The organism is Streptomyces sp. AK02-01A, assembly GCF_033795305.1.
Lineage (GTDB): Bacteria > Actinomycetota > Actinomycetes > Streptomycetales > Streptomycetaceae > Streptomyces.
Genome location: NZ_JARBAE010000004.1, coordinates 100,960 through 116,079 on the forward strand (window position 1 = coordinate 100,960; position 15,120 = coordinate 116,079).

At 70.8% G+C, this 15,120-nt stretch carries 2 protein-coding genes; both read right to left on the reverse strand.

Going from position 1 to position 15,120, the window contains the following annotated elements; genetic code table 11:
* Positions 1 to 4: 4 nt before the first annotated feature.
* Positions 5 to 2,788 (reverse strand): hypothetical protein, encoded by a 2,784-nt coding sequence (locus PV679_RS06595; RefSeq protein WP_319679093.1) that lies wholly within the window; start codon positions 2,786 to 2,788, stop codon positions 5 to 7.
* Positions 2,789 to 3,071: 283 nt separating this feature from the next.
* A complete protein-coding gene (locus PV679_RS06600) occupies positions 3,072 to 15,107 on the reverse strand; it encodes a hypothetical protein (RefSeq protein ID WP_319679094.1) in 12,036 nt (4,011 codons plus the stop codon).
* Positions 15,108 to 15,120 lie beyond the last annotated feature (13 nt).

Consider the following 15,120-nt stretch of genomic DNA (forward strand, 5'->3'; position numbering starts at 1 on the left):
CCATTCAGTTGCCGTTGGGGCCGACCGGCCCTGAGCAGCGGTCCGGCCAGTGATACGGGCCCGCCGCTGCCGGGCGTCGGCTCAGCGATTCGTCCAGCCGCGCGAGCACGGCCCGGTCCTGGTCGTCAGGTGGGCCCTGCCGGAAAGGAGCGTCCGGCGGCGCGGCGGGCAGTTCACGGAGCAAGATCAGAGGTGATCCGCCGTCCGGCCGGAGATCGAGGATCCGGAACGCCGTGCCCGGCGGAAAGACCACCTCGTCGTGCGGCTCGGCGGAGCCTGCCGCGTCGAACAGTTGTCGTACTCGTCGGCCGGTGACCGACCAGATCGCGTAGCGCGCGCCTCCGGGCACGGGTCCATCGCTGTCGAGAGGCAGCGCGCTCACCGGGCCGGGATCGCGCAGCACGCTTCCCGGCGAGATTCCGTCCGCACCGCCAGGAACAGCGGCGGCGCCCCGCAGGACGGTCCCTCTGAAGGAGGGAAGGCGCCGCAGACCCGATGCCACACAGGCGGCGTACGGCAGAAGCCGCTCGTCGCCCGACCGCAGGGCCGTGTTCAGCGCGTCATGGCTCAACGGGCCCTCCGCCGTGCGGAGATAGAGCTGGAGCGCGATCAGGTCGGCGCGCGCGGCCTCCTGCTCCTGGCCGCGCAGCGCGGGCATCCGCGTGAGCGTACGGACCACGGCGGCGCCATGCCGCTCCCACACCGTGTCCGCGAGCGTCCGGAACGCGGTCCGCTCCGCCTCGGTGCTGCTGTGACCGGGATGGAACGGGACCGGCGGAAGGACGGTCACCGGCGCGGGCGCCGGAGTGCGCGCCGGATCGCCTGCGGGACCGGACGTCGCGGTGGATATGCGGGAGGGCTCGGGCCGCCGCGCCGGTGCCGGGTCCGGCACGGGGTCCGGGACGGGGTCGGGCACAGGGTCCGGCACGGGCGGCGAGAGCGGTGGCGCCGCCGCCACCGTACGCTCCGGCTCCGTCGTCTCCGTCGTCTCCGTCGGCTTCGGTGGCTTCGGTGGCTTCGGTGGCTTCGGTGGCTTCGGTGGCTCTGCCGGCTGATGCTCCGGCTTCGCCTCCGGTCTCTCCTCCGGCCGTGTCTTCCGTGCCGTCGGCTCGGTCCTGGCCGGCCTGGCACCGGCCGCCGTGGCGCCCGCGACCGCGGGTCCCGCCGGGCCCGGCTCCGGCCGCCTGTGCGGGCCGTTGTCCGCCGCCGGAGCCGTACTCACCATGGACGGACGCACTGCGCGGCCGGGCGCGGGCGCGGCTGCCGCCTCCGGTACGGCCGGCCGGACAGCCACAGGCGGGCGCGCGGCGGCGGCCGGTGCGCGCGGCTCTCCGGGAGCGGGCGCGGGCCGGGTCGCGAAGCGGATGCTCCGTACCTGGTGGCGGCCCGCCAGCCGGCGCAGTTCGCGTCCACCGTCCACGGCCGTGCCGTGCACATGCAGCCTGGCCCGCGCGCAGACATCGGCGCCGAGTCCCGCGAGAAGCCTGGAGAGTTCGGGCCACAGCGAGAGGTCCAGCGGCTCTCCGGGACGGCCGACCTCGATCACCGGTCCCTCCGCGGACACCGGACGCGTCGTCGACGACAGCCGTCGGCCGTCGCGCCCGCTGACCCACAGGCCCGCTCTGGTCACGGTGACCTGCCAGCGGTCGGAGAGCCGCACCACGCCGTGTTCCGTATTGCCGCGGCCCGGTACCGGCGGACTCCACCGCAACAGGCGCGGGCTCGGCGCCGTCCCGTCCGTCCGCTTCGCCGGGAGACACTCCACCGCGTCCACGTACGGATGCCAGCGCGGTACGCCGTCGGCGTCCGCGAACGTCGCCCGTACGGTGTTCCGTCCGGTCAGGCCGCCGTGCGAACCACTGGAGAGAAGCGGCAGGCCGGTATGGACCACCACATCGGATTCAAGAGCGTCGGCGACCGACTGGCCGGTGCTCAGCACATCCCTGCGGCCGCCGGGAGCGATCCGGACATGAGAGCGCGCCGACGGTGGCAGCGCCATGACGGCCTCCACCACATCGGCCGCCAGGACGTCCTCGCCGTCCACCACGCCCACCAGCACGGTGGGCCCGCGACGGTCGACCGGGATCGCGTAACACAGATCGCCCGGGCTCGGCGCGATCGCCTCCTTCGGCCGTATCAGCAGCCCGGCCGGTATCTGCTCGACGACGCAGCCGCTCCCGGTGTTCGCCGGCAGACTTCCGGCCCGGGGCTGCCAGGCCGGAGCCGGCTGGCGCGGTCCCAGCGGCACCGGCTCGGCGCCGGGCGCGAAGCTCCACCAGCCGGATTCGGCCCCGGAGTCGGTGCGCCGTCCGGGCACGAAGAGGCCACCGCCGGGGACGACAAGGACGACGCCGTCCGGAGCGATCACCTCAAGGCCCCAGGCGTCGGCGATACGGCGGGCCACGGCCTGGCGGTCCGGACGGTCCTCGCCCGCACCGGACATGACCAGCCTGACGGTGGTGATGTCCTCCTCGCGGAGAGAGTCGAGCAGTGTGCCGAGGCGCGGCCACATCGCCGCCGCCGACGATTCGTCGGCCCCGGCCACCACGGTCACCGTGTGGTCGTCGTCCGAAGCGAAGGCGCGGACCAGATCGTCGACATCGGCGGAACTGAGTGTCTCGTCCGAGGAGAGCCGGAGCAGCAGCAGGCCGTCGTACTCCTCGACGGCGAACGCCGGTCCGGGTCCGGGACGCGCTCCGCCCGGTCCGTCCGCGTCCGCTCCGGGACCTGAGGGCGATGCCGCGCGCCGCCCGGAGGATCCCTTGCGCCCCAGGGACCAGCGGCTCACAGGCCGGCTCCGGACTCACTCATACGGTCCTCATCTGTCGCAGCGTCAGCCAGGTTCTCCATGGACATTAGTTCACAGACAGCACACCCGGACAATTGGCTCCCGGCAGTTTCTCCAGTCAATGACCGAAGAGAATTCAGCGCCTGCCACACCGGACCGACGTCACCTCAACTTGCCTTGGAAAAGGGACCATTGACACATGAAGGAAAGATGAACAAAGGGCGACACTCAGGGCATCGACGGCATTCTCGGCACGTCCCCACCGGCCCCGCACACCATGTGCCTATGAGGTTCCCGCCGAGGTGAATCTCTCGCCGTCGAAGAAGAGCCGCACCACCGGTCCGGTCCCGGGACCGAACCGCCGGGTCTGCTCACCGGGCCCGTCGACCACGATGTCGATACCGAGCGTGGCCGCCGCCACGGCCGCCGCCGTATCGACGCTCTCGCCCGAGGCCGGACTCCCGCGCCGCAGCAGCAGACGCAGTTGCTGAAGTGGTGTCAGGCCCGCGTCGGCAATGCTCAGCGAGCCGCCGAGAAGGACGGCCTGCGCGGCCTGACCAGCACTCAGGGTCACTCCGGCCGCCGCGAGTTCCGCGACTGTCACATCGCCGGCCGGCAGAATCGGACCGGCGTTCTGGAGCTCCGGCTGCCGCAGCAGCGCTTCGGCGAACAGGTCACCGATCGCGGCGCCGGTGAGCGGCGCAGGCGGTCCGGTGACCGGCGGTCCGGTCAGCGGCGCAGGCGGTCCGGTGAGCGGCGGCGCGGGTGGTGCGGGTGGTGGCGGCGCGGGTGGTGGCGGCGGTCCGGTGACCGGCGGCGCGGTGAGCGGCGCTCCGGTCAGCGGCGGCGCGGGTGGTGGCGGCGCGGGTGGTGGCGGCGCCGCCGTTTTGACCTGGTCGGGCCTGACCACCACGCCCAGCCGCTCGCTGAACTGCTGCGCGATATTCTCCAGCCACTCTCCCGCCTTCTCGGGATCCAGTCCCGGTCTGACCGACTCGCTCATATAGCGGCCCGACTTGTCGTTCACCGTCCACCGCTGTCGTGTCGGGCTCCAGAGGAATTCACCGGACACCCGGCTCATCCCGGGCAGCGTCTTGCCGAGCTCGTCGAAGCGTGCCGCGATCCCGGTGTGTCCCAGCCCGTCCAGATGCCCGCGCAGCGATTCGGCCGTCAGCTCCGGGTCGGCTTTCCGCATTCCGGCGAGCAGAGCGTCGAACTGCTCCGGCGTGATGATGGCGCTGGGCTTCTCGCTGCCCAGCAGGACGCGGCCGTCGCTGGTGACCGTATAGAGCCAGACGGCGTCCTGGTTCGCCGTGATCAGCAGGTCGGGATCGACCTCGTCGAGCGGTATCCACAGTGGGTTCGCCCGGATGTGTCCCTCCAGGTCCCGCTCCTCGTCCTTGATCCGCTTGGGAACCACCGCGTTACCGAACGCGAGCAGATCACGCACTCCGGCGGCGCTGCCGTTGTAGTGGTTCGAGCCGTTGTAGTGGACCTCGATGACACGGTCGACGTTCTCCGGCCCTGCTTCGGTGACCCGGCGTGCGTCCCTGGCGACCTCCATCCGAGCCTCGAAGGCGTGGGCCAGCAGCGGCAGGAAGACCTCGCCCACCGATGTCATCCAATGCCGCCGCCAGTCCACGACGGCGTCCATGACGGCGCCGAACTCGTCGCTGTCCAGCGGCGCCGGGCTCGTCGCGTAGAGAGCGGTGAGCTCGGTGCGCAGTCCCGCGTCGCTGCGGTCGACGAGCGTCTCCCAGTCGACGTCGTGGTGTGCGAGAAGAGTGACCAGCCGGGCGCGGTGCATTCCGTTCACTCTCCGCGCGAACTCACTCTCCGTCGTCATCCGGAGCTGTCTGACGATCTGAGGATGGAGCCGGCCGCCGCTCGCCTCGACGTAATCCGCCACGTAGGTGCGCATCGCCGCGACGACGCTGTTCGAGAGGCCGACCGGCAGGTGCGCGGTCGTGGAGAAGATCTCGGCGTGGCTGCTCAGTTCATTGCGCACCTGATCGGGGTCGCCGAGCCACGCGTACGCGGCGGGGTCGTCCGTGGCCAGACCGGGAAGGCGGTCGCGTACGTACTCGGGATCGCTCGCCATGAACGAGAAGAGCAGGCACTCGCCGGTGGCCGGCACCCGCACCGGCTCGCCTCTGGCGGGTACGCCCTGAGGAGGACGGACCGTCCGCTTCTCGTCCTTCGGCGATCCGTCCTCCGACGGCTTGTCCTTCGGCTTCTCACTCTCCGGCTCCTTGCCCTTGGTCTCCTCGCCGCCCTTCGGCTTCTCGCTCTCCGGCTTCTCACTCTCCGGCTCCTTGCCCTTGGTCTCCTCGGACTCGCTCTCGGCCACCACCGCGAGCTGATAGTGGCGATCGTCCAGGCTCAGCACCACATGCGGACGCGCGCGCTCAGCACCGTCGAGCAGCACCTTGAGCTGTCCCGTGTCCTCGCGCGTGCCGGGAGTGAAGTCCTGGAAACGTCCGTCACTCCCGACGACCGTGATGTGCGCGCCGAACGTCCGCGCCGCCAGAATCGGAAGCAGGTCACCGGCCGAGTGGTCCCATCCGGTCTCCGCGGGCGCGTTGCCCGGCCGTCTGATCTGCGCCGCCGCCAGCGCGGCCCGCGTCGCGGGATCCAGCGTCACGGAGTGCGGCATCAGTCCGCCGAGCGCGTCGAACTCCCGGCGGCCCGGCGTGTTCTGGCCGAGCCCACCGGGATCCGCCGGGCCCAGGCCCGCGCCGGCGACCTCGTCATGGGTGAAGGTGTCCGTCTCGTCCGGCGCGACGAGGTCGAGCAGGTCCGCGTCGGCCGGGTCGCTCAGCCTGCTCGCCAGCAGTTCCCGCAGCCGGACCAGCGCCGCCGGCGGGTCGGTGAGATCGACACCGTGCTTGACGAGCAGACCTGGCGCGGTCCTGTCGAGGCCCTCGGCGAGCGCGTACAGAAAGGCGTCGCCGTCCCTCGGCACATCGTGCAGCGTGTACCGGACGTTCTCCGGCGAGACCAGCCAAGTGCCGTCGGCCGTCTCGGTCCTCGTGTACGCCGGTGGCGGCGGGGCCTTCGCCGGCGCGGCCGGCTTGGGCGGCGCCCGGAAGGTGACCGGAGGCGGTTCTTCGAGATCGCCGAGGCGTGCCTGGCCCTCCCCCGTCGCCGCCTCCTGGTGCCAGCGGGTGAGCCGGTCCGCCGCGCCACGCACCCGGTGGTACTCGCTCACCACGCTCTTCGCCCGTGTCTCCAGCTCGGCGACCTCCGCTTCACGGCTCTCCAGCGCGGTGCGGGCCGCGTCCCACCCGGCGGTGGCCCGCTCGACCTGCCGGCCGGCGGTGACCGCGGCCTGCCTGGGCCCGACGAGTCGCCGGTCCTCCCGCTCCTTACGGGCACGTGCGGCGCTGACCCGCGCGGCGGCGGCCGTACGCAGACCGGCCGCGGTCAGCTCGGCCGCCGCCAGGTCCTTTCCGGCGGTCTCGATCTGTTCCCGCAGCAGCTCCGCCCAGTCCTCATGGGCGGCTTCACTCTCGTCGAGTCCGTCGAAGGAGTCGAGCGCCCGCTGTGCCTCCTCCTCGCCTCTTCGCGCGATCTCCAGGTCCCGGGTCTGATCGCTCAGCGCCTGGTCGACGGCGGCGTCCGCCAGGACAGCGGGGTCGAGGGCCCGCTCCAGCCGGCGCGCCGCCGCCGCGGCCGCCGTCTCCGCCTCGTCCAGGACGAGTCGCGCGGCCTCCAGCTCCGCGCGCAGACCGGCGACCGTCCTGCGCTTCTTCACATACGCCTGGTCGGCGGCGACGAACGCCTTGCTCGCGCTGGTGACGGCGTCCCAGGCGTCGCTGACCCGCTTGGGGAAGTTGGTGTCACTGATCAGGCCCAGTTCCCTGGCGATGTCGTCCCGGATCCAGGCGAGCGCGAACGCCTCGGATGTGACGGTCTTCAGTCCGGGCCTGACATGGCCGAATGTCCCGCCGACCGCTCGCAGGAGACTGGTGTCCTTGATGCCGCGCCGCACCTCGGCGACGCTGAGCCAGGCGGTGGGAATGGCGAACAGGAACGCCCGGCCGGTCTTCGGCTTGACATTGATCGAGGCGAGGTGGTCCACGCCTGTCGTGATGCCGTCGCCCTCGGCCGCGTAAGGGCCCGTGCCCGACGCGCCGAGCTGGTTGAGGCCCGTCTGCGGAGAACTCACCAGGACTCCGGCGCCGATCGCGGAGTCCTGGGCGTTCTCCCGGGACACCGAGGTGCTCGCGCCCTCGCTGACGCGGCTGAGCACCTCCATCTTCATGCCGTCGGCGACCGTCAGCAGCAGCGCGCGGCTGAAGTCGGGCTTGGCGCGCAGGTCCAGTCGCGCGGACTCCGTGCCGATCAGGTTCTTCTCGGTCAGACCGGCCACCTGATAGCCGCCGTCCGCCGCGGCCTGGCTGAAGAACGCGGTGAGCGCCGCGTTGGTCGTACCGTCCTCCAGCGCCTGCGCGGAGCCGGTGCCCGGACGCGTAAGACCGGTGTTCTCGGCGTGGCGCAGCGCGTCCGGTCCGGAGATGGAGAAGGACGCGTCGTACGAGAGGGCGATGGCATAGGTGCTGGCCGCCTGGATGTCGCCGAGGCCGACGATCCTGCGGACGTCGAAGCCGTGCGGAGGAAAGACGAACGGCTTCAGCGTGCCGTCCGCGTGCCAGGTGTCCGGCCCCAGCATGTAGTCGTCGAAGCCCGGTGCCGGCGCTCTGAGGCCGGTCAGCCGAGGCGGCGCCAGCCGCGGATCGACCGGCGGATCGTCGGGGCCCGGATCCGGCGCCATCAGGCTGAGCGGCACATGCTCCCGCAGCGAGCCGACCGCGCCCTCCTCGGTGATCCTCCGCCTGCCCGTGAACTGGTCGCGGTGCGCGACCGCCCGCTCCAGCAGCGTCCTCCCGGCCGCGTCGGCGTTGTCGTCGCCGTCCGCCGTCTCGTCGTCCATCTCCAGCGCGATCTGGAGCCGGTACGGCGTGGCGATCTCGGCGTACGGTTCCGTGGACGCCGCCCGGAACACCGTCAAGGTCGTGGTGGCATGGCTCGACCCGATCGTCCGCCGGCCGGAGCCGGTCTCCGTGTACGTGGGTCCCGAGGCCGCAGCCGTCCCGTCACCGGTGTGCACCATCTCGCTGACGAGATAGCCGAGATCGGCTCCGCTGGTGGCGTCCGAGCCCTCACCGACGGTCTCGATGGCGCGCCGGTTCTCCTCCATCTCCACACTGTGGTCGAGCAGTTCGAAGGTCGGGGTGCCAGGGATCAGCCGGACCCGCACCCGGACGTGCCGGCTGCCGATCCGCACGCTGTGCCAGCCCCACGCACCGGTCCGCACGGGCACCGAGGAGCCGACACCTGTCATCTCCTTGTCGAGGGAGCGCACGAGACGCGCCGACACCAGCGTGCGGATCCGCTCCTGGCCCGCCGTGTCGAGTCCGAGCGTGCTCACCTTCCGGTTGAAGGCCGCCAGCACGGCCAGCGTATTCAGCGTATTGACCGGATACGTACCGAAGTTGTTGCCCTTCAGCCATGGCTGGGGCGACCAGGTCTGCTCGGTGTAGCGCGGCATCTCTCCGAGGCCGTCGTCGATGAGACCGATGGCGTAGGCGCTCTTCTCCGGCACATGCGCCAGCCATCCGCCGGGCACGATCGTGCGCTGTCCCGCCGCTCCGGCCAGCCACTTCGGTACGAACGGCTTGCCCACCGCGCCGGTACCCAGCAGGCTCGACGCCAGCGCGAGCCAGTGCTCGGCCGTCCCTCCGGCCAGGACGTGGTGGCCGAAACCCTTTCGGTTCATATCGGCGACAACGGTCCTGATGACGTTCCGGCTCTTCGCGTTCGAGGACGAGTAAGGGCTCACGACCAGGCCGTAGTTGCCGAGCATTCCGGGCCCGGCACTGTGCGGCTTGGCGTACACGAGCTGCCCGCCGGAGAAGAAGGAGGTGGTCCGGCTGATCTTGCCGGACGCCAGACCGGTGCCGCCGAGAGTCATCTCGGTGTCCATCGGCACCGCTCCGGTCAGGGCCTGGATGTCGGCCACGGCCGTGAGATGGCGGAATGTCGCCCACAGCGTCGCATAGGGCCCCTTGCCCATCAGACCGCCGGCGCTCCAGCCCAGCGGCCCCGAACTCTGGTCGAAGTTGGCCGTCAGATACTGCGGCTGGAAGGCACGCAGGACCGCCTCGCGGGTCGGCGTTCCTTCCTCGGTGAGCTGCCAGGCACCGCCCGACGCGATCCGCAGGACATCGTTCAGGCTGTGCAGGAGAGCGTCCGGCGCCGCCACGCTCACGATCAGGAACGGATGGTTCTGGAGATCCTGGAACATCCGCGAACCGCGCCCGCCGCCAGGTCCGGAAGCGCCGGCCGGAGCGGAAGCGCCGGAGCCGACGAGATCCTCCGTACGCACCAGCGGTCCCGGCCTGGACAGATCTCCGAGCGCCAGCGCGCGGGCCCGGTCCGCCTTCATGTGCTGGACCGGCAGCGGGCCGCGCAGCGACAGATACGGATTGAGCGCTCGCGGCGCGTGCGGATCCACCGCCGGTGCGTGCCGGTCCGGGATGCTGATCAGCACCTGTCCGGTCCTCGGGCCGCCTCCCACCGGACGGCCGATCGCGTCCGTCCCGATCAGCACATTCCTCGGCTGGCTGTGGACGAACGGCTGTGTCCCCAGCAGGCCGAGAGTGGCGACCCCGCGGAACAGTCCGCGGAACCGCCAGTAACCACCGCGGTCCACGGTGAGCGAGAGATCGTAGCGGTACTGGTGGGACGGCCCGAGGCTCACCGCCATCGGCTCATTGGTGGCGGTCGCGCCGAATCCGGTCTCCAGTTCTGTCTGCAGTCCGGCGCGCGCACCGACCGTCAGGACTCCCGCGTTGCTGGGTGCGCCGATGTCGTCGGTGCTCGGGTCGCGGAACGCGGCCTGACCGTCGAATCCGGCCTCCCTGACGCGTTTCGCGCCCTTCTGGCCGTCCAGCCGTTCGACGCCGATGGAGCTGTACCGCAGCTTGAGATCGTCCTGCCTGCCTTCGTAACGCCGGTTGGTCAGCTCGCCGCGCAGCCAGACGTAGCGGTGGCCCTGGCCGATCAGGCCCGGTTCGTTCATGCGGATCCTGATGCCGGTCGTCGTCAGCGCCTCCAGATTGCCCGACATCGTCTGGTGCGACAGAGCGGCGAGGACCTCCAGGGTGTTGGACAGCGCCGTCTGGTACTCCTCGGCGTTCCGCCATCGCGAGCGTACGAGGCCGTTCGCCGGCGCCGCGCCGTCGGAGTCCAGCAGCGCCCTGACCCGGCCGCGCAGGCTCCTCTGCGTCGGCGGCGCGAGCTGGTCGAGCCTGGCGACGAGGCCCGGATAGGCCGCGTCGATGGCCGCCAGCACGTCGTCGGCGAAGGCGTCCAGGAAGGTGGGCGCGGATCCCGCGCCGTTCGCGCGGGTCCGCAGACCGTCGTCGAACGTGAACTCCTCCACCCGGTGCATGCCCAGGAGCGGTGGCCGGTCCCGGGTCAGATAGGCGGGTGAGAACGGTTCCGGCACGCCGCCGCGCACCGTCAGCCTCGTACCGTCGTCCCACCGCGCCAGCCTGCGCGCCTCGGTACGGGTCATCCGGTCCACGCTCCAGGTGTGGAACGCCGTCGCGGGCGCGCCACTGCCGCTCCGGGACACATGGACCGTCTTCTTGACCAGATAGAGGCCGGTGAGATCGCCCTTCACCTGGCCCGACGACTTGATCGCTCCTGAGCCGCCGAGCGCGCCGGAGCGGGACACGGAGAAGAGATACCGGAAGGCGGGGCCGAACTGGAGCCGCAGGTTGAGAGTGCCGTTTCCCAGGTCGAAGATGTTGAACGCGGGTCCGGCGACACCGTCGACGCCGAACGCCGCCGTCTTCGCGAGGCTCCGCTCGTTGCGGACCGCCGAGGTGTTGATGTCCCGCATCTCGGCGTCGGACGTCTCGGTGATCAGGGTCGCCCGGACGGGCTCCACGTCCACCACGAACACACCGAGCGGTGTCTTCGCCTTGTCGTCGGCGAACAGCGGCACGGTGGTGACCCTGCCGTTCGCCTGCGCCCGCGCGTGACGCTGAAAGCTCTCGGTCGAGAAGAACGCGTTCAGCTCGCGGTACGCACTGCTGCCGGGCCGCGCGTCGATCTCGCCGGCCGCCCAGTCGCGGATCATGGCGACGGGTCCGAAGCCCTCGCTGCGGACGAGCCGGTACGCGGAGTTCCGGCTGAGCTCGATCGACCGCGGTATCCGGCCCGGCCGGCCCTTCTTGGTCATGCTGTCCGGCAGGCGCACCGTCAGCCCGTTCCGTACGGCGAAGCCGAACAGCGCCGGATTGCGCGGAGCACGGACGGGAGCCAGGGCATCGGTCGGGTCCTGGTCGTCGGAACCGGTCGCGGACCGGTCGTCGGACACGGTCAGCGACGCGTTGTCGGAGCGGGTCCCGGTCTCCGGCACGGCCGGTTTCGCGGTGGCGTCGACGGTGGCGTCCGTCGCTCGGCCACCGGGCCCGGTGATCGCCAGGATCTCCGGGCCGCTGACGGGCCGGTCGTCGGCGTCGGTCACCCGCACGTCGTAGTAGACGTCGTCGAGATGCACATGCGAGCCGTCCAGCGCACGCGTCTCCATCTGGTTCGTGCCCTGGTCCGTCTGCGTGTAGCCGACCTTGTTGGTGAAGGCGAACCGCAGCCCGACACGGCCGAAACCACCGAACACGGCGCTGCCCGCCGGGCCGATCGGGCCGCCGGCCCCGATCTGGGTGACGGACTGCATGATCTTGCTCTGGCCGGCCGTGGTGACCGCCCGGCTCATGCCGTCGACCTTGGCCGGATTGCCGTACTCGTCGGTGAACCGCTCCCAGCTTCCGTAGTGGCGCGCCACGAGCCGCAGCTTCCGGGGACTGCCGTCGACGCTGGTGTACGTGAACACGCGTCCGTCACCGGTCACGCTCTTCGGCTCGTGCGTGAGCGCGCTCGTCATGTCCGCCAGCAGGCCGACGCCTTCCGGACCGCCCGGCTTCGGGTCCTTCGGCCGGACGGCCGGGCTCATCCGCAGTGTTCTCGCGATCTCCGCCATCACCTGCTCGATACCGCGCAGCGCGAGATCGCTGTGTCCGAAGCTGACCGAACTCAGAAGGAGTTCGGCCAGGACATCGTCCGGCAGGCCCGGCAGGAGTGACTGGATGTCGTCGATATAGGCGGGCATACGGCTGCCGTCGTCGAACTCGACCGGATCCCGGCGTCCGGCCAATGGCCTGGGGATGCGCCGGTCGAGGCGAGGAGGCCGGATGCGGTCGAGAGTGGTGGTGATCCACTCCTTCGCCTTCACCGGCGGTTGCGGCGCCTTCTTCTCCGGTGCTTTCTCCGATGTCTTCTCGGGCTCCTTGTCCGGCTCCTTGTCGAGTGTCTTCTCCGGCTCCTTGTCGAGCAGTTCGTCCGTCTCTTTGCCGGAGGTCTCCTGCGGTATCGGCTTCGGTGTGAGGGCCAGGGTCTGGACCGGTTCGGTGGTCTGGAACACCGGCTCGGGGTCCAGCGCCGGCTCCGTGGCCGGGCCGCTCGTGAGCACCTGCGGAGGCACGGCGGCCTTGGGCGGCACCGGCGTGTACGGTTCCGCGCCGAGTCGTCCGCCGACCGTCGGCAGCGGTACGGGCGGTGGCGGGACGGTCCCGTCGGCCGCGGAGTTCCGGCCGCCGCCGGCCGGGCCCGCAGTGGCGGGCGTGATATCGCCGATATGCGCGGCGATGAGGCGGAGATGGCGGTCGCGCAGACCGCCTTGCGCGAGTCCGGCCGGAGCCGCACGGGTGTAGTCGCCGAGCAGACTGCCCGCGATGTCCGGGCGGTGCGGCGCGGTCGTGTGCGGTGATTCGTCACGCAGCCCGAGCTGGTGCGTGATCTCGTGGACATAGTCGATGGGATCGGCGTCGGCCCACCAGGCCGAGCGGGTCATCTGCTGGTCGCGGCCGACGAACTGGACATTGAGGCCGTTGGGGTGCGGATCGTTCGCGACCTGCTCGACGGTCACATGCAGAAGGTCGCCGTTGGGCAGCCGATGTCCGGGAGCGTTCAGGATGTCCTCGACACCGCTCCATACCTTTTCCCAGACGCTCTCCGGCATTCCGTCCGGGCCGCCGGCTCCGATCTTGACTGTCAGATCGCTGACCCACTCGCCGTGGTGCTCGAAGCGGCGCACATCGAACTTCGAATGCACGACGAACTGTGTGGTCCGGCCCGGCTGTCGCGGGTCGGGAGGCGTGGAGACCGGGTCGACCCAGGTGTGCGACCGCGTGACCGGCTCCGTCCCGTCCCGCGCGACGTCCCAGACCGGATCGCCGCTGCCCGTGCCGGTGGTGCCCGCCGCCGCTGCCGGTACGGCGCCCGGGATCAGGAGATCGGCCGACTGCGGGCCGGTCTCCGTCCCTGGACCGTTCTCGGTCTCGGTGCCCGGCTCGGTATCGGTATCGGTGTCTGTCTCTGTCTCTGTCTCCTCGCTGGACGGCTGCCGTGGCGCATCGCCGTCGGCCGAGCCGGGCCGCTGGCCCTGGCCCTGGCCGTGTGACGAGGTCCCTGTCTGCGGAAGCTGCGGCGTCGTGCCGCCGGGCACGGACGGAGCGCCACCGGTCGTCGAGCCGTCCACACCGTCCGCGCGGTCTTCGCGGTCGTCGGTGTCGGTGTCGGTGTCGGTGTCGGTGTCGGTGTCGGTGTCGGTGTCGGTGTCGGTGTCGGTGTCGGACGTGGAGCCGTCGTCGTCCAGGGACCGCTGGTCGCTGACGCCATCACCACGCGCGCCCGGCGGCGGAGAGGCGACCGGCGGAGGTGCCGCCGTCGGTGTCGTGCCTCCGCCCGTCCCTGGCCTGGACGCTCCCGTCGGGAAGTCCGCGTCGCCGGTGCCGCCCGGCAGGTGCGGCGGTGTCGCGCTCGACTGCGTCGGTACATGGGCGGCCGGCGTCGGAAGACTCGTCGAGCCGTACGTCGGCGTCGGCGTCGGCATCAGGGGAGGCGTCGGCGCCAGAGGCGGCGGCAGTGGCGATATCGGCGTCACGGGCGGTGGAACGCCGTTGGAGCCGGAGAAGTCGGCGAAGGTGTCCGAGCCGGAGAAGTCGCCGGTGCCGGAGAAAGCGCGGGAGTCGCGTGCCGAGTACGGCGAGGTGTCCGGCGCGGCCGTCGGCGGCGGCGTGCTGACACCGCCGTTCGGCAGGACGGGCGGCGGAAGCGGCACGGGCGGTGGAAGCGGCACGGGCGGTGGAAGCGGCACGGGCGGCGGCCCGGAGAGGACTCCACCGCCGTTCAGGACGGCGCCCGGACCTCCCGGCGCGGGCCGTGGTCCCGGGCCGTCTCCGCCGCCGCGTACCTCGCTCACGGGAGGCAGCTCATTGCGCACGGAGAACGGGGCGGGACCGGCAGGACCGGAGAAGAACTTGCCGCGCAGCCAGCTCGCTCCGCCTCCGACCGACGACTCCGCGAACGTGCCGAAGATACCGCTGGTGCCGGACCCTACGAATGTCTCCCACTTGAAGGACCAGTTGCCGTCGAACAGTCCGGTGACAAACACCTCGGCCGCGGACTCACTGATCCCGGACACCACGAATATGGTCGGTACCTCATAGGAGCCGTTCAATATCTTCGCGGTGAAGGGATTGTTCTTCACGAAGTCGTCGAAGTTGTCGAATCCGCCTTTGAGCCAGTTCTTGAAGTAAGGAGAGAACCGGTCGAGCGCTCCCTCGAAGAATCCGGCGAAGGCGCCGAACGCCGCCGCCTTGCCGATGTCTCCCCAGTCAATACCGGGCGGCTTGCGCCGAGGAGGGTTGAGGGCGATCTGGGCCAGCTTGACCGCGAGCGTCTGGATGGCCTCCTCGATCGCCTCGCTGAGGGCCGGTGCGAGATGGGTCATCCGCACCAGCCGGTCGATGGTCATCAGGATCGCCAGTCGGCTCCTGGCCCTGGCCAGCGCCATCTGGGAGATGGACGTACCGCCTGTGAACGCCGCCATCACGGCCAGAAACGCCAGCTCGATGAGGAGCATGACGATCTCGGAGATGATCTCCCATTTCGCCTCCTGGATCTTCATCGAGTAGTTGATCTGGCCGTCGGCCATGTCGTCGAGCTGGTCGACCATCTCCTTGAGGTGGTTGACACCTCCGTCGTCGGTCAGCAGCGACAGGCCCCGCACATACCGCCGCGCGACCTCCGGCGGCAGCGAGTTGCTCGCGTCACGGACGGAATCCTGTATGGCGTCGCGCAGTTCGAGAATCTTTCTCCCGAAGTCGAGATAGAGCGCGCGGCTGTCCCACGCCACATTCTCTCTGGCCTGCAACGGCATTTCGCCGAGCAGGACCCAGAGCATCTTCCTGACGTCC